Genomic DNA, 20,014 nt, shown 5'->3' with positions numbered 1-20,014 from the left:
CATGGTCAGGATCGCTGCGAGCTCCAGCCCGCGTACATGCGTTCTTCCAGGGGCGGCAGGCTGCCGCCGCCTTCGCTGCCGGGCAGGCTGTCTTCCAGCAGACTGTCGGCCAGGCGGCTGAAGAAGCGCAGCACGGCCGGGTGGTTGCCGTAGCCGCTTTCTTCCAGCAGGCGGCCGATGCTCTTGTCCGTGTCGAAGCGGTCCAGGGCCAGCTGGGCCCGGGCCACGGTGGTGGCCAGATGCTCGCCGCCCAGCTGCGGATCGTCGGCCACTTCCTGCCGCCACTGTTCCACCTGCTGCTGCCAGCGGGCACGACGCAGGGCGTCGGTCTGGCGCAGATGGGCCTCCAGCCGGGCGGCGTCATCGGCTGCGGGCTGTTTTTTCTGCCCCTCGGCAGAGGACTGGCCGGGGGCGGCGGGCCGGCCTTCCTCCGGGCCGCTGCCCAGCAGGGGCGTAGCGGGGGACGTCCCCCCCTCGTCGGCAGGCAGGCCGTACAGACCGCTTTCCGGCCGGGGGGCCATGCGGCCTTCGTCAAAGATCGCTTCAGTTTCGGGCATCGTCTTCCTCCTGTGTCAAAAAAAGTCGGGGCAGGTGGGAGGGATCGGCCTCCTGCAAAAGGCGGAGCACGGCCACGCCCACATGGCGGCGGCCCTCCTCCCAGTAGATCTGTCCGGCCGGGGTCCCCGGTCCCGGACAGGCGGCGGTGAAGCAGAGCCCGGCCTGCAACAGCCAGCGCAGCAGGTCGCGCCCTTCCGCCGAGGTCATGAGACCATCCACGGCCCGGCACAGTCCGGCCCGCCAGCGCTGCTGTGCCGGGGAAGCGGGGGCAGGAGCCCCGGCGGGGAAAAGCCGGTCATCGTGCATCGTGTCCTCCTTCCGGGGGCGGCGTCGTGCCGCTCGTCTGCTGCGGCCGCAGGGCAGGGGCGGCCCCGGCGGCCAGGTTGGCCAGTACCTGCAGGACGGAGCTTTTTTCCCCTTCCACGGTCAGGTCGCTGTCGGCCAGGGTGTGTCCCAGGTCGGCGGCCTTCTGCAGCAGCTCCAGCTGCTGTTCCGTCTGCCGCGCTTCCTCGCGTCCGGCCCGCAGCCGGGCCCGTTCCTCACGGGGACGTGTCAGGTTCGCGGGCAGGCCGAGGCTTTGGGCATAATTGTCCAGCAGATTGTCCACATCCACGCTGTCCAGGGCTTCGGGCCAGGCCGAGGCCGCCTTGAGGGTCAGGGCCAGATACTGGTCCGTGGCGCTGATGCCCACCAGTTTCTGGGCCTGGGCCAGCAGGGAGACGAATTCCACCTTGAGGTGGCGTCCGCTCAGTTCCGGCGGGCAGGGGGGCAGCATGTCCAGGGCCAGCATGAGGCGGAAGGTGCGGTCGATGAGCGGGATCAGCAGCTCGTCATGCAGGCGTTCCAGCACGGGACCGATGAGCAGCAGCTTCTCTTCTTCGCGGGCGGCTATCTCGCTGGCCGTGACCTTGCTGCGCCCTTCCAGGATCAGGCGGAACAGGTCGTTGTAGAGCCCGGCCCGTATCTGCTGCTGCACGGCTTCCATGGCGGAGCGCGCCTGGGCCAGATCGGGCTTGACCTGCAAAAGGGGCGTGGCCACGGGCTGGTTCTGTCCGGGCAGGCTGTCCACGAAGTTGATGCCGCCGGGCGTCAGGTCGAGCCCCACGGAGCGCAGGCCCGCATGGACGCTCATGGGCGGGTCCACGGCTTTGTGGATGGCCTTGAGCGTGGTGATGCCCATTTGTTGCAGCATGCGGCAGTCGGGCAGGGCATCCATGGCGGGCGAGCGGCCATAGACATCGTTGGCCGCCACGTCCCAGCGCGGGCCGAAACCGGGAAAGCCCAGGAAGCCGGATTCCTTCAGGGGCACGACCTGCCCTTCCCGTCCTTCCAGCCAGTAGACCGAGGCCCAGGGCATGTGGCATTGCCCTGCCAGCCGGGGCCGACGTTCCGTGCGGGGCAGCACGGCATGGATGACCGCATGTCGCTGGTCCGGCGTGCGCCGGGCCGCCAGACGCAGGTTTTCCGGCAGGGCCTCCAGACCGAAGCTTTGCACCATCTGGCGCAGGCTCATGTGCATGCGGTGGAAAACCGTGTCCACCTGCCGGGCCGCGTCCGTATCCAGCACATACTGTCCGGCGCAGAGCGGCACGAAGCGGAAGCCGTGGCGCAGGTCGGCCAGTTCGAAGACGAAGGCCGTGCCGAAGGTCCCCAGTTCCGCATAGATGGTGTGCATGGCGTTGTAGAAGTTGCAGCGCTGCAGCACCACGCGCATGCGGGCCTCCACTTCATCCAGATAACGCTGGCCCGCGTGGCTGCGCGACAGTTCGGGATCGTCCAGGGCCAGCCGGAACCAGGGCCGGGCGGGGCTGGTCATGCCGCCCTGCAGGCCGGCGGCCAGGGTCCGCATGGCCAGGATGCCCGTGGCGTCCACCAAGGAGCGGTTGAGCAGGGGGCGGTCGTCCGGACTGTCATCGGTGCGGAAACGGGTGGGCAGAAAGTGCTCGGCCAGGCTCTCCCAGGCCGTGTCCCAGGGCGAGCGCCGTTCCAGCAGGGCCCGGTAACGCCGGGCCAGGGCCGGGACGCGCAGGGCAAGACGCTCTTCGGCTTCCGGCCGGTCTCCTGCAGGCAGCGGGGGCCCCTGATGCGCTGTCCCGAGCAGGGCGCGCAAAGCGGGGCGCTGTGCCGGGCGCATCCTATTGCCCCAGCAGGGTCTTGCCGCGGTTCTCCTGCGAGGCCAGCGGCGTGGTGTGGATGGATGCCCGGATGCCCGCGGCCTTGCTGGCCTTGTCCTTCTGGTTCTGGCGGGCGGCCGTGGCCGCTTCGGTGACGGGTTTGGGAGTGGCCGCCTTGGGGGCGGGCTGGACTTCCGGTACGCTGGGGCTGGAGGAGCCTCCGAATCCCATATGTCCTCCTTGGGGATGAAGGTTGTTTACGGATGGGCCCTGTGGCCGGATGGAGACATCTTTATGGCGCGCGCCAGCGTCTCCGGCGTGCAGAGCAGCTGGATGCCGTCCACATGGACGCCGCGCCGGGCCAGCCAGCAGGCGGCGGGCAGGCGTCCCGTGATGACGAAACCGCAGGCCGTGGCCAGACGCCAGGCATGGCGGTTGCTGACCGGGCACAGGCCCCAAAGCGCGCTGCTCTCCGTATGGCGGAAGACCCAGCGGAAAGCGGCACGGGCCAGCGGCACAGCCAGCGGGAATGCCGGGCGGAAGACCGTGAAATCGAATTCCCGGATCCGCCCGCGCCAGGGGCTGAACAATCCGCAGGCCAGCGCCGTGCCGTCAGGGGCCGTGGCCTGCAGGAGCAGGCGGCCGGGGGCGCTGACCAGATGCAGCCAGTCGTCTTCCCGGGGATGGGGCCAGGCGTACATGGCGCAGCCTGTGAGCCCTTCCCGGCACATGCGGGCGAAGAGGGCTTTGCGGCCCGCGTCGTCCCGGACGGCTTCCAGATGGAATGCGTCCTGCACGTCGGCCTGGCCGCAGGGCTGCGGTCGTGTGTTTTCCATGCGGGCTCCTGTTGTTGGGGGATTTGCGGGATAGGGGCGTGCGGGATGTCGTCGCAGTCATGACGCTGCCCGGGACGGGGGAGGAAAGCCAATCTCGACCGGCTTTCCCCTGCTTGGCAGGTCTCCCGGCACGGCCCTGTCACGGGCGATCCCGGCGATGGATCTTTTCGGGCCTGTCGATGGCACGGGGACGTGGAAGCCTTCCTTTCATCGCCCCAGTCCCAGCACGTCATAGCTGATGCGGGCCCGGGCCGGAGGCAGGGGGCGCTCCGGCGGGCGAAAGCCCGTGACCGCGTAGCGCAGGGCATCGGCGGCGTGGCTGGAGCCGTCATGCAGCGGGCCGGAGGAGAACTGTTCCTGCCGGGGCCGCCATTGCCGCCGGTAGGAGCGCAGGGCCGCCAGTCCGGCGGCGCAGTGACGGCTGTCGAACCAGAGGCGGGGCAGGGCGCGACGCACGGCATCGATACCGTCGGCCAGCGGCAGGGACGGTGCGATGTCGAAGCGGATGCCCAGACGGGCGGCGCTTTCCAGACGGCTCTGGCCCGTGCCCAGTTCCCGCACCCGGATGTCATGCGGGGCCAGGTGGCGACCGTAGCAGAATCCGCGTCCCGCAATGCCGTCGGCGGTGGCCGTTCCTTCCGGCCGGGCCTTGGCCGCCAGCACGGCCGCGTAATGGGCCAGCCCCTCGCCGCTGGCTTCGTAATAGTCCAGCATGCGCCAGTTGCCGGAAGGCTCCACCTGGAAGAACCAGATGGCCGTGGCATCATCCATGCCCAGGTCCCAGGCCGTATGCACGGGCAGGTCGGGGCTTACCGGCAGGGGGCAGATGCGTCCCGCCAGACCGGCGGCATCCAGCTGGGCGGCATAGTAGGCCCCGCGCACGGCGGCGGCGAAGGAACACTCGAATTCCTGCTGGAACTCGGCCTCGCTCATGCCGCGGCGGGCGGCGTCCAGCTCGGTCTGCGGCAGGTAGCCTGTCTGCGAGGCCGGGAAGCGAAAGCGTGACCAGCCCTCCGCCGCCCCCAGACTGCCCGCCAGCTGCCAGACATCGTGCAGCAAATTGTCACAGCCCTTGGGCGTGCCGCAGAACAGGGCCCGTCCCTGCCGGTCGGCCAGAGCGGGGCGCAGGATCTGGCTCCAGACCTCGCGGGGGATGTCGGCGGGCTCGTCCAGCACCAGATCGTCCAGATACAGGCCGCGCAGGGCCTGGGCGTTGTCCGTGCCGTACAGGCGGATGCGCGCGCCGTTGGGCAGGTCACAGCGCAGTTCGCCTTCATGGAAACGGGTACCGGGGATCACGCCCGCGAAATGCCGCAGATAATCCCAGGCCACGGCCTTGGCCTGCCCCAGATAGGGGGCGGCGTAGGCGGCGCGCCAGTCCGTACGGGAAGTACGCAGGGCCGCCCGCAGCAGGTCGTTGACGGCGGCCACGGTCTTGCCGAAACGGCGGTGGCAGAGCAGCACGCAAAATCGGGTGCGCTGCTGGTGGAAGCGCCATTGCAGCGGGCGCGGCGCATAGGGGATGATGCAGGGCGTTTCCATGTCGGTCTCGGCGGGGTTTAAAGGTTACGGAGGGCCATCTTCCGGCTCCTGTCCGGCCCAGATGACGCGCAGGGGGGCGGGGGGCTTCCGGTCGCCGTCCTGTGACGTGCCCTCCTGCTCCAGCGTGCGGGCAAGGGCGTGCAGTTCCTTGATCTCTTTGACGATGTCGATGCTTTTTTCCGAGACCTCGGCAGTGTCGAGATGTTCGGTCAGGCGTTGCAGGCGCTCGTGCAGGGCTTTTTCCAGGGCTTTTTTCCGGCGGCGTACCGGCATCACTGCACCTCCCGGGGAGGGCGGCAGTGCAGCAGGGCGGGCAAGGCGGCGCCGGGGAGCTGCTGCCAGCGGTCCTCCTGCCGCTCAAGATGCCGTTCCAGACGTTGCAGCAGGCGTTCCAGGCCGTAGAAGCGCGCTTCCTGGGCCTGCAACTGGCTGCGCAGGCGGCCTGCGTCCTCCCGCAGGGAGCGTACCTCGTCCGCCAGCGGCGTCAGGAGTTCCCGTTCCTGCGCCAGAGCCTGTTCCAGCAGATCGAGGCGGCGCAGCCACAGGGCTTCCCGTCGCTGTTCGTCCCGGCGGCAGCGCAGATGTTCGGCCTGCGGGACGAAGCTGCGGCGCAGGCTCCACAGGGCCCAGAGCAGCAGCCCCTGTACCAGGGCCAGCAGCAGGGGCAGGAGCGCGGCAGGCAGATGGGTGGTCATGGGCATCTCCGTGGTTCAGAAGGGCAGGCCCAGCATGCCGGCCAGCAGGCCCAGGATCTGGTCCAGGGCCGGGGGCGGCAGGTCGTCCAGCAGGTCGGGCGCCAGCAGGGGCAGGAGCAGCAGGCGCACGGGCACTTCCCAGCAAAAGAGCAGGGCCAGCACCCAGCCCAGGAAGGAACGCCATAGACGCAGCACACTGGAAGGGGCATTTTCCGTTTCCCGTTCGTTAAGGCGGATCTGGGCGGCCAGCAGTTCCTACCGTTCCCGGCTGCTGCCCGTCAGGTGGCGCAACAGCCGGGTGCCCAGATCGCGCAGCAGGTTCCACATCACTGCGCCTCCCGTTCCAGATCGGCCAGATGCTGGTGCAGGGCCTTCACCCTGTTGCGCCAGCCCGTCAGGAAAACCTTCATGGACGGGCGGGACGCGGCCAGACGGCGATAGAAGGCGTCCCGCAGGCGCAGGCTGCTCCGGGCCGCGTACCAGTCCAGATGCACGTCGGCCAGCGCGTTGGCCAGCTCGCGGGTGTCCGGGCCCATGATGCCGTCCTCGGCGATGGGTGAGTAGTGGTCGAGCTGGGTCTCGCCCGCGGCGTTCATGGCTTCCTGCAACTGCTTCACGGCCCGGCTGGCGCCCATGTTGACCGCGCCGTCATAGAGCGTGACGGCCAGCGGCAGGGGCAGGCGGTCGCAGCCCAGTGCCTCCCAGAAATGCCTGCGGAACAGACGGGCCGCCTGTTCTTTGGTACAGGCGCGGATGTCGTCGGCGTCGATGTCGCCGTCATTGTCCAGATCAAGGCTGAAGTAGTCGCAGTCCGGGCCCGTACGCCGGGGGCAGGTATCGCACTGCCGGGCATCGCGCAGACAGCGTTCTTTGGCCTGCCGGGCCAGATCCGTGACCCAGCGCAGGGAGATGCCGTGATTGGTGATGCCGCCGGGATCGGCTTCGTGGTCGGAAAGGCCGCCTTCCCAGCGGGCCGTGAACGTATGGGCCAGAGTGAAATTGTCGCGCATATGCCCTCCTGCATGGCGGTGGAATGATGGCGGGGCGGTGTCGCCCCCGTGAGGCCACCATGCCGGAAAAGGGCGCTGGCGTAAGTTTGAAGGATTTCAGTAGGGGAAGCGTCGTGGAGGGACAGGGGGGAAGGAGATGGTGCGGGGCCGGAGAGGGAAGAAGCCAGACAGGCACCCCGGAGAGGAGAGCCCGTGTACAGGCCTGCGGGCTCATCCGTCCCTGCCGGACATGCCCCGGCAAGGAGCAGCCTGCGGACAAAAAAAAAAACGGGAAAGGCCGCAGCCTTTCCCGTCCGGCCTGAAAGGGAGGTGCGGGGATCAGCCCTGAAGGGCGTCGCCGGGGGCCTGAAGGGCCTTGTCCGGCAGTTCGGCCTCCTGCTTGAGCAGCTGCCAGACGCGCCGGTCCGTGATGCCGTACCGGCGGGCCAGAAAGCGCACCTCGGCATTGCTGGAGGTACCGGCGGCGGTATGGCGGCTGAAGGCGCCGAGCAGCTCCCGCTGGCGCACCTGACGGGCGAGACGGGCGCAGCGGGGGATATACAGACAGGTGCCGCCGTAAGCCCCCAGCAGGCGGCGCAAGACGGGCTCGGGCAGCAGGGCGCGCAGCAGATGCCCTTCCGCCGGGAAGCGGCGGGGGATGCGCAGGGTCAGGCCGCCGCAGTGTTCCAGAAGCCTGTGCAGGGCGGCATCATCTTCCAGAACCTGGCGCAGCAGGCGTACGCTTTCGGGCAAAAGGGGCAGCAGGCTGTCCCAGTCCACGGGGTCGGCGGATCCGGCCGTGTGCCGGGGAAGCGTGGCAGGACTTCCACTACTGGACCACATGGCGGGCCTCCGGGGCCAGGGGACTGCGAGGGCGCTGGAGATGTACCTCCAACGGTTGTTCCGTGTCGTCCGCCCCTTGCCCGGCCATGAAGGTCCCGGCAGCAGGGATGGCTTCCGGGGCAGGCGGCATGGCATCGCCGGACTGGCGGGGAGCGGCCTGCATGTCTTCCAGCATGCGGGCGATGCGGCGCAATTGCGCTGCCGCCCAGAGCAGGGAACCCTCGGCGGGTTCCTCTTCACTGTCGGCGGACTGCGTCAGGAGACGCTGGAACTGTTCCAGGGATCGTGTGTTCATGTCGGCTACTCCCTTTCTGATAATGGCACGGTGTCCCGCAGCGGATCTCTGCGGAAAAGTTATGTTGCGGAAAAAGTTTTCTTTTGCCCGCAAAAGCGGGCCCGGGCTGCTGTATCCATTGCCATTAGCTACAGGTTGTTCTATGTTTGACAGCAGTCATAGCCGTACTTTTTACATGTTTTCTTTTTTCAATCAAAGGAAAAATTTTTAACTTTTCTTTTAAAAATATTTAATATCCTGTTTTTAATGAATAAAAAATTTGGAGCGCGCATGGAAGATAAAAATAGGTTTTCCTTTATCTCTACACAGGGCTTTGCCGAGCGCCTGCGCCGCCGTCGCCTTGGCCTTGGCCTGCGCAAGCAGGATCTTGCCGCACAGGTGGGGGTCAGCCTGACCACTATCCAGCAGTACGAGAACGGCCAGTTGCCCAAGGGGGAGTTTGCCGTCCGGCTGGGGGCGGCCCTGCGCTGTTCGCTGGACTGGCTGCTGGCCGGGCAGGGGAATGTGGAAGGGGCCCTGCAGGACCAGTGGGCCGGGCTGGTCATGGTGCCCATGGTGGAGGCGCGTCTTTCCGCCGGTACGGGGAGCTTCGAGACCAGCGGCGATGTGGTGCGGCACTATGCCTTCCGCGAGAATTTTTTGCGGCGCAAGGGCAGCCCGTCGCACATGGCTTTGCTGCGGGTCTCCGGCGACAGCATGGAGCCCCGCATCTGCCACAATGACGTGGTCCTTGTGGACCAGAGCCAGAAAGACCCGGTGCCCGGCCGCATCTATGCCGTGAGCGTGGAGGATCTGGTCTACCTCAAGGTGGTCAACGCCATGCCGGGGCGCCTGATCCTCAGCAGCTACAATCCTGCCTATCCGCCCATCGAGGCCTGCACCACCGACCAGCTGGCCGACTTGGTGCGCATCGTGGGGCGGGCGGTCTGGGTGGGGCGTGAGCTTGATTGACGGCACGTCCCGCGTACCTTGTTCGATTTGTTAAACATAGTAAAAGAATTTATTTTATTATCCTTTAAAATCAATACAATAACAAAAAATATGCATGGCGCAGGCGTTTTCTTGGCCTGCGCTGACACTTTGCTGACAGCCGCAGGCGCAGTGTGGAGATGCGGACAGGGCCCAGTCCGCAGGGGCCGGGACGTAGCCGTGCCCCCACCCGCAACTGTTACGGATGGCGGTCATGCCGCCAAAAGGAGATATCCCATGCGTCTGCTGCTTTCTTGTGTGATGGTTCTGGCTCTTGCTTTCCCCGCCATGGCTGCCCAGGGCGGCTTCCAGGGCCCGGGACAGGCTCCCGGCGGTTTCCAGGGGCCCACGTCCGGCGTCCAGGCCGATACCGTGGCCAAGGCCCTCAAAGCCTGGGACGACGCGCCGGTGATGCTGACGGGCCATATCGTGGAGCGTGTGGCCGGCAGCGATGACAAGTACAATTTCCGTGACGCCACGGGCACCATCGTGGTAGAGATCGACCATGAAGTGTTCGCCGGCCGTACGGTGACGCCCGCCGACCGGGTGCGCCTTTCCGGCAAGCTGGACAAGGAGATGATGGATCCCACCAAGGTCGACGTGAAGATCCTGGAAATCCTCAAGTAGTCTGACAGGCGGGCCGTGCGCTACCGGCAGGCGGCCCGCCAGCGGAGTCGTGATGCGAATTTTTTCTGTGCTGCTTCTGCTGGCCGCCGGCCTGTTTCTGCTCCCGCCGGGTACCGGTGCGGCGGGTTTCGTGGGCCCCGGTGTCTCGCCGACGCTGACCCGTGCGGCCGACGTGCTCAATGCCTGGGATGATGCCCCCTGTGTTCTGGAAGGCCATATCCTGGAAAAGATCCCCCGCAAGGACCGTTACCTTTTTGAGGACGAGAGCGGCCGCGTGGTGGTGGAGATAGAGCACGAGACCTTCGGGCACCTGACGGTCACTCCGCAGGACAAAGTGCGCCTGGTGGGGCATGTGGACTGGAGCTCCAAGCACCCCAATGAGGTGGAGGTGGACGCTCTGGCCATCATCCAGTGATGTTCGGGCCCTGCGGGGCCTTTCGGACGGCGGTCCATCCGCCGGGTTTTCCATTCTTCAGGGGGCGCACGGCGCCCCGTCCTTTTTTGCGGAGGTGCGCATGGTGCCTGTCTCTGTCCTGCTGGTGGAAGATAACGAGGACATCCTCGCCAACCTGTACGCCTATCTTGAGCCTTTGGGCTATGAACTGGATTGCGCCCGCAACGGCCGTACGGGCCTCGAGATGGCCGCGTCCGGCCAGTTCGATCTGGTGGTGCTGGACATCATGCTCCCCGGGCTGGACGGCATCAGCCTGTGCCGTGCCCTGCGCGAGGAACACGGCGTGCAGGTGCCGGTCATCATGCTGACGGCCCGTGATACCGTGGCCGACCGTGTGCTGGGCCTGGACGCCGGGGCCGACGACTACCTGGTCAAACCCTTTGCCCTGCGCGAGCTGGAGGCCCGCATCCGGGCCCTGCTGCGTCGGGGCCGGACGCAGGAGAGCGCCCAGGGCGGCGAGCTGCGTGTGGACGATGTCTGTATCGACGTGGCCGGGCACCGGGTCACGCGGCAGGGCCGCGAGGTCAAGGTGAGCCCCACGGGCTTCCGCATCCTGTGCGAGCTGGCGCGCCGGGCCCCCGCCCTGGTCCGCCGCGAGGAACTGGAGCGCCGCCTCTGGGGCGACGACCTGCCCGGCGGCAGCGCCCTGCGGACGCATATCCACGAACTGCGCCAGCATCTGGACAAGCCTTTCGGCAGCCCCGTGCTGCACACCATCTCCCATGTGGGCTATCGCCTCGGCCGTGAAGAGGAGCCCGGGGCGTGAGCGGCGGTTCCCCCATCCGGCGGCGTCTGCTGGTCTCGTTCATGCTGCTGGCCGCCGGTCTCGGCCTGACCATGGGCATAGTGGGCCTGCTCTCCTATGACAGGCTGGGCGCCCATCTGGTGGACTGGTACGCACGTCCGGTCATGAATGCCCTCATCGAGGCCGAGGAACGCTCGCGCCGTGCCGAGGACCGGGGACGGCACAACAACCTGGTCTATGGGGCCGACCTGGCGAACCTTATGGATCTGCGATTCCGGGTGGGCAAACAGATCCCCCGCGAATGGCATTCCCTGGAGCCCGGCCTGCACTTTTTCGACCGCATGGAGAATTTCGTCTTCCTCGAGGAGCACAAGGGCGTGCGTTACGCCCTGAGCGGGCACACGGGCCTGCTGGTGACCATCAAGGCCCAGCTGACCCGGGTCCTGGGCCTGTGCGCGGGCCTGGGCCTGGGCGTGGCGGCCCTGCTGGCCGTGCTGCTCAGCCGGCGGCTCACGGGCCAGCTGACCGATCTGACCCGTACCGTATCCCGCTGCCCCGTGCCCCGTGCCGGAGGGGATTATCCCGGCCTGCCGCCCTTGCCGCAGGTGGCCCTTGATGACGAGGTGGGCGTGCTGGCGCGGGCCATCGCCAGCCGCGAGGAGGCCCTGCGTCGTTTCGTGCAGCGCGAGAGCTTTTTCACCGGCGACGTGAGCCACGAGCTGCGCACGCCCCTGACCGTCATGCAGGGCGGTCTGGAAGTGCTGGAGCTGCAGCTGGAGCGCCTGCCCGGTTCCGAACGCTGTGCGCCTACGGTGGAGCGCCTGCAGCGCACGGTGCGCGACATGTCCGCCACGGTGGGCATCCTTCTGCTGCTGGCCCGCCGTCCCGAAAATATCGCACTCGAACCCGTGGATCTGGCCCTGCTGGTGCGGGACACGGCCCAGGGGCAGGACTGCTTTTCACTGGAGCTCCCCGAGAGCCGGGAAGTGCAGGCGCAGCCTGCCCTGGCGGGGATCGTCGTCAAGAATCTGCTGGACAATGCCCGGCTTTACTCGGAAAATGGCCGTGTTGCCGTGCGCCTGGACGAGCATGTGCTCCAGGTGCGCAATGCGGGGCGCATCCCTGAGGATCTGGACATCTTTGCCCGCGGGGTGCGTGCCCGTGCCCGGGGCGATGCCACGCCGGGCGGCAGCGGTCTGGGGCTCTCGCTGGTGCGCCGCGCCTGCGAGCAGCTGGGCTGGTCGGTGAGTTACCGGCACAGCGGAGAAAATGAGACACTGTTCGAAGTGTGCTTTGCTCCGGACAGTGATGGAGAACGTGTGTGAAGATCAGCATGAGCAAGGGCCGCCTGCTGGCCGTACTGGCCCTGCTGCTGGGCTGTGCGCTGCTCTGGCGGGGCTTTTTCGAGCCCGACAGGCAGCGCGGCATGCCGCAGGATACGCCGCCGGTGCGTGTGGCCACGGCCCTGGCGCAGGATATGCCCCATTTCCTCAACGGTCTGGGCACGGTGGAGCCGTCCAGTGACGTGCTGGTGACCAGCCGGGTGGACGGGCATCTGCAGCGCCTGCATTTTACGGAAGGTCAGTTCGTCCATAAGGGCGACCTGCTGGCCGAGATCGACCCCCGGCCGTTCGAGGCCGCTTTGGGCGAGGCCCGCGGCGCCCTGGCCCGCGATACGGCCCAGCTGGAGAACGCCCGCCGCGACCTGAGCCGGTATGAAAAGCTGGTGAGCGGCGGCCATATCGCCCGGCAACAGTACGACAACCAGCGCGCCCTGGTGCGCCAGTATGAAGGCACGGTACAGTCCGACAAGGCTGCCGTGGATTCGGCGGCCCTGCAACTGCAGTACAGCCGCATCACCGCTCCGGCCGACGGCGTGCTGGGCCTGCGAAAAGTGGACGAGGGCAACATGGTGCATGCCTCCGATACCGAAGGTCTGGTGCGCATCACCCTGCTGACGCCTTCCTATGTGCTCTTCACACTGCCGGAAAGCCGGGTGCCCCTGGTGGCGCAGCACTGGCGCGAGGCCCGCAAGAGCGGTGGTCGTCTGCTGGTCCAGGCCTGGGACCGCGAGCAGCAGGCCCTGCTGGCCCAGGGCTTTCTGCTGAGCATGGACAACCAGATCGATACCGCCACGGGTACGGTGAAGCTCAAGGCGGAATTCGCCAACGAGGACCACACCCTTTTCCCCAACCAGTTCGTCAATGCCCGTTTGCTGGTCACGGTCCTGCCCCGGGCCGTCACGGTGCCCACCGCCGCCGTGCAGCTGGGCAGCCGCGGCTCCTACGTCTATGTGGTGGACAAGGATACCGTCCGCCTGCGCGAAGTGACGCCCGGCGTGCGTACCGACAGCCTGACCGTCATCGACAAGGGCCTTGCCGCGGGCGAGGTCGTGGTGGTGGACGGTGTGGACCGCCTGCGTGACGGCCTGCGCGTGCGCGTGACGGCCAGCATGGAGACCCCGCGCGTGACCGTGCCTGCCACCGGGAGCGGGGAGTAGCTTCAGGGAGGGAAGAGGGATCCCGACACGGCTGCCGATGCCGTGACGCTGCGCCTTGCAGCCGTCATCCGGTGATGCGGGCGTGCGGCATGGTTCCTTCCCTCCGGTTCGATCCCTTTTCCGGCCGCCCGCCCCTTGGCAAAAAGGTCATGTGGTGAAAGCGCGGTGCAGGGGCCGCCGGGCATCCCTTCCCTTGCAGCGCTCCTGCCGGGGGGCGGTGTTGGCGCCGCCGTGCTCCTGCCCTCTGGGGCAGCGGCAGGCCCTTTCCCCCTTCCTTTCCCGGCCTCCCGTCCTTTCGCAGGGCAGGGGACCGCCGTTTCCCGCTGGCGGTCCCGTCGCCGTTTCCAGAAGACAGACGAGCAGCTCCATGAACATTTCCCGCATCTTTATCCTCCGGCCCATCGCCACCTCGCTGCTGATGGTGGCCCTGCTCCTTTCCGGGCTGCTGGCCTATCATTATCTGCCCATGGCGGCCCTGCCGCAGATCGACTACCCCACCATCCAGGTGCAGACCCTGTACCCCGGCGCGTCCTCCGAGGTCATGGCCGCGGTGGTCACCTCGCCGCTGGAACGGCAACTGGGCACCATGTCGGGCCTTGTGCAGATGACCTCCCTGTCTTCGGCCGGGGCTTCGGTCATCACCTTGCAGTTCGACCTTTCCGTGCCGCTGGACGTAGCCGAGCAGGAGGTGCAGGCCGCCATCAACGCGGCGGACAACCTGTTGCCATCCGACCTGCCCAATCCGCCGGTCTACAACAAGGTCAACCCGGCGGACCCGGCCATCATGACGCTGGCGGTCTACAGTGACGCCATGCCTCTGACCCGGCTGGAAGACCTGGTGGACACCCGGCTGGCGCAGAAGATTTCGCAGATCACCGGCGTGGGCCTGGTGACCCTGTCGGGCGGGCAGCGGCCCGCGGTGCGGGTGCAGGTCAATCCCTCGGCCCTGGCCTCGGCCGGGCTGACCATGGCCGACGTGCGCTCGGCCATCGCTTCGGCCAACGTCAACGACGCCAAGGGCAGCTTTGACGGGCCCCAGCGCACCAGTACCATCGATGCCAACGACCAGCTGGCCTCGGCCGAGGAATACGCGCGGACCATCATCGGCTACAGCAACGGCGCGCCCCTGCGTCTGGAAGATGTGGCCACCGTGGAGGAGGGCGCGGAGAACGCCCGTCTGGCCGCTTATGTGGCCGACGGGGAGCAGGGCTTCCGCCCGGCCATCGTCCTCTCCATCCAGCGCCAGCCCGGCGCCAACGTCATCACCGTGGCCGACAGCATCACCCGTTTGCTGCCGCAGCTGCAGCAGGCCCTGCCCGGGCATGTGCGGGTGCAGGTGGTGACGGACCGCACCACCACCATCCGGGCCACGGTGCACGACGTGCAGCTGGAACTGGTGCTGGCCGTGGTCCTGGTCATCGCCGTCATCTGGATCTTCCTGCGCAACGTGCAGGCCACCATCATCCCGGCCCTGGCCGTGCCCCTGTCGCTGGTGGGCTCGCTGGGCGTCATGTATCTGGCGGGTTTCTCGCTCAACAACCTGACCCTCATGGCCCTGGTCATCGCCTCCGGTTTCGTGGTGGACGACGCCATCGTGGTCATCGAGAACATCAGCCGCTATCTGGAAAACGGCTACAAGCCCCTGCAGGCCGCTCTCGTGGGGGCCGGGCAGATCGGTTTCACCATCATCTCCCTGACCCTGTCGCTGGTGGCCGTGCTCATCCCGTTGCTGTTCATGGGCGACGTGGCCGGGCGCCTGTTCCGCGAGTTCGCGGTCACGCTGGCCGTGACCATCCTCATCTCGGCCGTCATCTCCCTGTCCCTGACGCCCATGCTCTGCGCGGTCATGCTGCGGCCGGAGCGGCACAAGGAAGGGGAGGGCAATTTCTTCCCGGCCCTGCTGCGCTGGTATGAAGGCAAGCTGGACTGGGTGCTGGCCCACCAGCGCCTGACCCTGGCCGTGGCCGTGGGCACCTTGCTGCTGAGCGTGGCCATGTACGCGTTGGTGCCCAAGGGCTTTTTCCCCACGCAGGACACGGGCGTCATTCAGGGCATCGCGGAATTCCCGCAGGATACCTCGTTTGCGGCCATGGCCCGGCGCCAGAAAGAACTTTCCGACGTGCTGCTGGCTGATCCGGCCGTGGCCCGGGTGGCGTTCTTCGTGGGCGTGGACGGCATCAACCCCAGCCTGGCCACCTCGCGCCTGACCATCGACCTCAAGCCGCTGGAAGAGCGCGACCACCGCGCCCCGGTCATCGCCCGGCGTCTCATGGAGCGGGCGGACAGCCTGCCGGGCATGGATCTGTTCCTGCAGCCCGTGCAGGACCTGACCGTGGAGGACCGCGTCTCGCGCACCCAGTACCAGCTTTCGGTGGAGGCCCTCAGCGACGCCCAGCTGGAAGGGCGCATCCCGGACATCCTGGCGGCGTTGCGGGCGCGGCCGGAGCTGAGCCATGTGACCAGCGACCTGCTGGGCCGGGGCCGCATGCTCTGGCTGGACATCGACCGCGATGCGGCCAGCCGTCTGGGCGTGAGCATGGACATCATCGACAATGCCCTTTATGACGCGCTGGGGCAGCGCCTGATCTCCACCATCTTCACCCAGACCAACCAGTACAAGGTGGTGCTGGAAAGCGCTCCGCAGTTCCGGCGCGGCCCGGACGACATCGAAAAGATCTACGTCAAGGGCAGCGAGGGCAAGCCCATCCCGCTCTCGGCCCTGGTGCGCATGGAAGAACGCTCCGCGCGCCCTGCCACCATGCGGCAGGGCCAGTTCCCGGTGGCCACCATCTCCTTCAACGTGGCCGAAGGCTCCTCCCTGGGGGCGGCCGTGAGTGCGGTGGAGGAGACCCTTGCTTCCCTGGAGCTGCCTTCGTCCCTGCGCTGCCAGTTCCAGGGGGCGGCCCATGCCTTTGCCTCGTCCACGGACAATCAGGTCTGGCTGCTGCTGGCCGCCGTGGTCACCATGTACATCGTGCTGGGCGTGCTCTACGAAAGCTACATCCATCCCGTGACCATCCTGTCCACCCTGCCGTCGGCGGGCATCGGCGCCACGCTGGCCCTCATGCTCTGCGGCATGGAACTGGGCGTGGTGGGCATCATCGGCATCATCCTGCTCATCGGCATCGTCAAAAAGAACGCCATCATGATGATCGACTTTGCCCTGGAGGCCGAGCGGCAGGAAGGCAAGGATCCGCAGGCCGCCATCCGGCAGGCCTGTCTGCTGCGTCTGCGGCCCATCCTCATGACCACCATGGCGGCCCTGCTGGGGGCCCTGCCGCTGATGATCGGCTGGGGCATGGGCGCGGAACTGCGCCGTCCGCTGGGCGTGACCATGGTGGGCGGCCTCATCGTCAGCCAGGTGCTGACCCTGTTCACCACGCCTGTCATCTATATCTGGTTCGCGCGTCTGGCCGAGAAGCTGGGCCGCCGTGGCGGGGAGGCCGGTCATGAGCAGGCCTGAGGAGACGCCCCGGGCCGCCGCATCCGGCCGGGAGAGCGGTCACGCTCATGAAGGGCAGGATCTGGCTCTGGCCGGAGAACGGCGCAAGCGCTTCGGGCCGGAATTCATCCCCCTGAACCTTTCCGCGCCCTTCATCCGCCGGCCCGTGGCCACCACGCTGCTGACCATCGCCGTGACCCTGGCGGGCATGGTGGCTTTTTTCCTGCTGCCCGTGGCGCCTCTGCCCGAAGTGGACTTCCCCGTGGTCAGGGTGCAGGCCAATATGCCCGGGGCCAGCCCCGAGACCATGGCCTCCACCGTGGCCACGCCGCTGGAACGGGCCCTGGGCCGCATCGCCGGGGTGACCGAGATGACCTCCAGCAGCAGCCTGGGCTCCACGCGCGTCATCCTCCAGTTCGACCTGGACAGGGACATCAACGGCGCGGCCCGTGACGTGCAGGCGGCCATCAACGCCGCCCGTTCCACCCTGCCCACCATGCCGTCCAACCCCACCTACCGCAAGGTGAACCCGTCGGGCGCGCCCATCCTCATCCTGTCCGTCACCTCGGACGTCCTGAGCCGCACCCAGCTCTACGATGCCGCGTCCACGGTGCTGGCCCAGAAGATCAGCCAGATCGCCGGGGTGGGCGAAGTGACCGTGGGCGGCGGCGCCCTGCCTGCCGTGCGCGTGGACATCTCGCCCGATGCCCTGCACCGCACGGGCCTGAGCATGGAAGACGTGCGTGCGGCCCTGGCCGGGGCCAATGCCTTTTTGCCCAAGGGGCATCTGGAGAACGAAAGCACCTCCTGGACCGTGGTGGCCAGCGACCAGCTGCGCACCGCAGCCCAGTACCGCAAGGTCATCGTGGCCGAGCGCGGCGGTGTCGTCATCCGTCTGGGCGACGTGGCCACGGTGACGGATTCCAGCCAGGACATCCGCCAGATGGCCCTTTCCAACGGCAAGCCCTCCATCCTGCTCATCGTATTCCGTTCGCCCGGGGCCAACATCATCGAGACCGTGGACAGGGTGAAGGCCATGATCCCGCAACTGCGCTCCTGGCTGCCCGAAAGCGCGGATCTTTCCGTGCGCATGGACCGCTCCCAGACCATCCGGGCCTCGCTGCACGAGGTGGAGAAGAGCCTGTTGCTGTCCATGGCCCTGGTGGTGCTGGTGGTCTTCCTCTTTTTGCGCAACGGCCGCGCCACCAGCATCCCGACCGTGGCCGCGCCGGTATCGCTCATCGGCACCTTCGGGGTCATGTATCTGTGCGGCTACACCCTGGACAACCTTTCGCTCATGGCCCTGACCGTGGCCACGGGCTTTGTGGTGGACGACGCCATCGTGGTGCTGGAGAACATCGTGCGCCGTCTGGAGATGGGCGAAAAGCCCCTGCGGGCCGCCCTGCGCGGTGCGCGCGAGGTGGGCTTTACGGTCATCTCCATTTCCCTGTCGCTGGTGGCGGTCTTCATCCCCATCCTGTTCATGGGCGGCGTGGTGGGACGCCTGTTCCGCGAGTTCTCCGTGGTGCTGGCCACGGCCGTGCTGGTCTCCATGGTGGTCTCCCTGACCACCACGCCCATGATGTGCGCCACGTTGCTGCGGCCTTTCGATGAAGAGCTCGCCCGCCGCAGTGCCCGCCTGCGGGCGGAAGAGGGCGGACGGCAGGGGATATTCACCCATGTGGGGCGGTTGTGGGGCCGCTTCCTGTCCGCCATGCAGGAGGGCTATTCCCGCAGCCTCTATGTGGTGCTGGATCACTGGAAGCTGACCCTGACCGTGCTCCTGCTGGTGGTGGCGGCCAATGTCTGGATGTACGTCGTAGTGCCCAAGGGTTTCTTTCCCCAGCAGGATACGGGCGTCATCATGGGCGGCATCCGCGCTGACCAGAGCGCCTCGTTTCAGGACATGGAAGTCAAGCTGGCCCGGCTGGTGCGCATCCTCAGCGCCGATCCGGCCGTGGACCAGGTCTCGGCCCACATCTCGGGCGGCCGCGGCGGCGGGGGCGTGTTCATCTCCCTCAAGCCGCTGGAGGAACGCGGCATCAGCGCCCAGCAGGTCATCGGCCGTCTGCGCGGCAAGATGTCCTCGGAACCGGGGCTCCAGATCTTTTTGCAGGCCGCGCAGGACATCATGATGGGCGGGCGCAGCTCCCGCTCCCAGTACCAGTATACCTTGCAGGCCGACGACCTGGACAGCCTGCGCCGCTGGGGACGGCGTTTGCAGCAGGAGTTCGCGGGCATCCGCATCCTCAAGGACGTGGACAGCGACATCGAGGAACGGGGCCTGCAGACCCTGCTGACCATCAACCGTGACGCTCTGGCCCGGCTGGGCCTGACCATGAAGGACGTGGACGCGGCCCTGAACAATGCCTTCGGCCAGCGTCAGGTCAGCACCATCTATGAGGAAAAGAACCAGTACCGCGTGGTGCTGGAATATGCCCTGCCCTGGCTGGAAGGCGAGGATTCGCTGGGCAAGGTCTGGCTGCCGGGCAAGGAAGGGGCCGTGCTCCTGCTGGGCGTGGCCGAGGTCTCACCGGCCTTCGCGCCCCTTTCCGTGGCCCATCAGGGCCAGTTCGCGGCCGTGACCCTGTCCTTCAACCTGGCGGAGGGCGCGTCCCTTTCACAGGCGCAGGCGGCCATCGACGAGGCGCGCGTGCGCATCGGCATGCCGTCCACCATCGTGGGCAGCTTCCAGGGCACGGCCAAGATGTACAGCGATACGGTCAGGGAGCAGGTGCTGCTCATCCTGGCGGCCCTGGCCGCGCTCTATATCGTGCTGGGCGTGCTTTACGAGAGCCTCATCCATCCGCTGACCATCCTCTCCACCCTGCCGTCGGCGGGCATCGGGGCCCTGCTGGCCCTGCGGGCCTGCGGCATGGAGTTCAGCGTCATCGCCCTTATCGGCGTGCTGCTGCTTTGCGGCATCGTCAAAAAGAACGCCATCATGATGATCGACTTTGCCATCGAGGCCGCGCGCACCCGCAACCTGCCCCCGCGCGAGGCCATCCACGAGGCCTGCCGCCTGCGCTTCCGTCCCATCATGATGACCACGGCCGCCGCCATCCTGGGGGCCGTACCGCTGGCCCTGGGGCAGGGCGACGGTGCCGAGATCCGCCAGCCCCTGGGCATCACCATCGTGGGCGGCCTGCTGGTGAGCCAGCTGCTCACCCTGTACACTACGCCCGTGGTCTACCTGTGCCTCGACCGGGCCCGTTTGCGCTGGCGCCGGCGCTGGTGGCGGCTGCGCTACGGCGAACGCAAGGCGGCCCTGCTGACGGCGCTTTGCCGTCAGGGCTAGGGACTGTCTTTCAGCAGGAGGGGGGGGCCGGGCCATGTCGCGGCCTTCCGGGGGCATGGCCCTTGCGGCCGTCATCCTTGCGGCCTTCCTGCCGGCGTGTTTTGTAC

Annotated in this window: 20 protein-coding genes; 8 read left to right on the top strand and 12 right to left on the bottom strand. The window is 67.4% G+C overall.

The genetic code is table 11. The features are described 5' to 3' along the window. Positions 1 to 5 precede the first annotated feature (5 nt). The 12 genes from HF854_RS00635 to HF854_RS00580 form a co-directional block, all read right to left on the bottom strand. Entirely contained in the window at positions 6 to 557 is a 552-nt protein-coding gene (locus HF854_RS00635; RefSeq protein WP_168934543.1) for a hypothetical protein, read from the bottom strand. Next, positions 544 to 864, bottom strand: a complete 321-nt coding sequence (locus HF854_RS00630; protein WP_168934542.1) for a hypothetical protein — start codon at positions 862 to 864, stop codon at positions 544 to 546. Before HF854_RS00630 ends, HF854_RS00635 begins: the two co-directional genes overlap by 14 nt. Then, positions 854 to 2,692, bottom strand: coding sequence for a portal protein (locus HF854_RS00625; RefSeq protein ID WP_168934541.1), 1,839 nt, complete (start codon positions 2,690 to 2,692; stop codon positions 854 to 856). The genes HF854_RS00630 and HF854_RS00625 overlap by 11 nt, the downstream gene beginning before the upstream one ends. 1 nt (position 2,693) lies before the next feature. Next, entirely contained in the window at positions 2,694 to 2,903 is a 210-nt protein-coding gene (locus tag HF854_RS00620) for a hypothetical protein (protein WP_168934540.1), read from the bottom strand. A 26-nt stretch (positions 2,904 to 2,929) separates the two neighbouring features. Continuing rightward, complete coding sequence (locus HF854_RS00615; protein WP_168934539.1) at positions 2,930 to 3,508, bottom strand: hypothetical protein; 579 nt, start codon at positions 3,506 to 3,508, stop codon at positions 2,930 to 2,932. A gap of 207 nt (positions 3,509 to 3,715) precedes the next feature. Further along, complete coding sequence (locus tag HF854_RS00610) at positions 3,716 to 5,050, bottom strand: terminase large subunit (RefSeq protein ID WP_168934538.1); 1,335 nt, start codon at positions 5,048 to 5,050, stop codon at positions 3,716 to 3,718. Between the two features lie 24 nt (positions 5,051 to 5,074). Continuing rightward, positions 5,075 to 5,326 carry a hypothetical protein gene (locus tag HF854_RS00605; protein WP_168934537.1) on the bottom strand — a complete coding sequence of 84 codons (252 nt, stop codon included), beginning with the start codon at positions 5,324 to 5,326 and terminating at the stop codon, positions 5,075 to 5,077. After that, a complete protein-coding gene (locus HF854_RS00600; protein WP_168934536.1) occupies positions 5,323 to 5,745 on the bottom strand; it encodes a hypothetical protein in 423 nt (140 codons plus the stop codon). The genes HF854_RS00605 and HF854_RS00600 overlap by 4 nt, the downstream gene beginning before the upstream one ends. Before the next feature lie 15 nt (positions 5,746 to 5,760). Then, the gene (locus tag HF854_RS00595) at positions 5,761 to 5,940 is read right to left on the bottom strand and encodes a hypothetical protein (RefSeq protein WP_168934535.1); all 180 of its coding nucleotides are present in this window, start codon (positions 5,938 to 5,940) and stop codon (positions 5,761 to 5,763) included. A gap of 131 nt (positions 5,941 to 6,071) precedes the next feature. Continuing rightward, positions 6,072 to 6,755, bottom strand: a complete 684-nt coding sequence (locus HF854_RS00590) for a glycoside hydrolase family 108 protein (RefSeq protein ID WP_168934534.1) — start codon at positions 6,753 to 6,755, stop codon at positions 6,072 to 6,074. 318 nt (positions 6,756 to 7,073) lie between these two features. Next, entirely contained in the window at positions 7,074 to 7,577 is a 504-nt protein-coding gene (locus HF854_RS00585; protein WP_168934533.1) for a Mor transcription activator family protein, read from the bottom strand. Beyond that, a complete protein-coding gene (locus HF854_RS00580; RefSeq protein WP_168934532.1) occupies positions 7,564 to 7,872 on the bottom strand; it encodes a hypothetical protein in 309 nt (102 codons plus the stop codon). Before HF854_RS00580 ends, HF854_RS00585 begins: the two co-directional genes overlap by 14 nt. Before the next feature lie 270 nt (positions 7,873 to 8,142). Between HF854_RS00580 and HF854_RS00575 the strand changes: the two genes are divergently transcribed. The 8 genes from HF854_RS00575 (at position 8,143) to HF854_RS00540 (ending at position 19,907) form a co-directional block, all read left to right on the top strand. Continuing rightward, positions 8,143 to 8,823: an XRE family transcriptional regulator gene (locus HF854_RS00575; protein WP_168934531.1), complete on the top strand. Its 681-nt coding sequence runs from the start codon at positions 8,143 to 8,145 to the stop codon at positions 8,821 to 8,823. A 255-nt stretch (positions 8,824 to 9,078) separates the two neighbouring features. After that, positions 9,079 to 9,468, top strand: a complete 390-nt coding sequence (locus tag HF854_RS00570) for a YgiW/YdeI family stress tolerance OB fold protein (protein WP_168934530.1) — start codon at positions 9,079 to 9,081, stop codon at positions 9,466 to 9,468. Positions 9,469 to 9,520: 52 nt separating this feature from the next. Then, positions 9,521 to 9,883, top strand: a complete 363-nt coding sequence (locus HF854_RS00565; RefSeq protein ID WP_168934529.1) for a NirD/YgiW/YdeI family stress tolerance protein — start codon at positions 9,521 to 9,523, stop codon at positions 9,881 to 9,883. 100 nt (positions 9,884 to 9,983) lie between these two features. Next, entirely contained in the window at positions 9,984 to 10,688 is a 705-nt protein-coding gene (locus tag HF854_RS00560) for a response regulator transcription factor (protein WP_168934528.1), read from the top strand. Beyond that, positions 10,685 to 11,992: an ATP-binding protein gene (locus HF854_RS00555; RefSeq protein WP_168934527.1), complete on the top strand. Its 1,308-nt coding sequence runs from the start codon at positions 10,685 to 10,687 to the stop codon at positions 11,990 to 11,992. The genes HF854_RS00560 and HF854_RS00555 overlap by 4 nt, the downstream gene beginning before the upstream one ends. After that, the gene (locus HF854_RS00550; RefSeq protein ID WP_303956255.1) at positions 11,989 to 13,167 is read left to right on the top strand and encodes an MdtA/MuxA family multidrug efflux RND transporter periplasmic adaptor subunit; all 1,179 of its coding nucleotides are present in this window, start codon (positions 11,989 to 11,991) and stop codon (positions 13,165 to 13,167) included. Before HF854_RS00555 ends, HF854_RS00550 begins: the two co-directional genes overlap by 4 nt. Positions 13,168 to 13,534: 367 nt before the next feature. After that, entirely contained in the window at positions 13,535 to 16,630 is a 3,096-nt protein-coding gene (locus HF854_RS00545; protein WP_168934526.1) for a multidrug efflux RND transporter permease subunit, read from the top strand. Continuing rightward, positions 16,617 to 19,907 carry an efflux RND transporter permease subunit gene (locus tag HF854_RS00540; RefSeq protein WP_277347608.1) on the top strand — a complete coding sequence of 1,097 codons (3,291 nt, stop codon included), beginning with the start codon at positions 16,617 to 16,619 and terminating at the stop codon, positions 19,905 to 19,907. Before HF854_RS00545 ends, HF854_RS00540 begins: the two co-directional genes overlap by 14 nt. The last annotated feature ends 107 nt before the right edge of the window (positions 19,908 to 20,014 follow it).

It is taken from the genome of Desulfovibrio piger (assembly GCF_012843875.1).
In the GTDB taxonomy this organism is placed as follows: Bacteria; Desulfobacterota; Desulfovibrionia; order Desulfovibrionales; family Desulfovibrionaceae; genus Desulfovibrio.
Note: the sequence above shows the minus strand (reverse complement) of the source record. Positions and strands in the feature narration are given on the sequence as shown.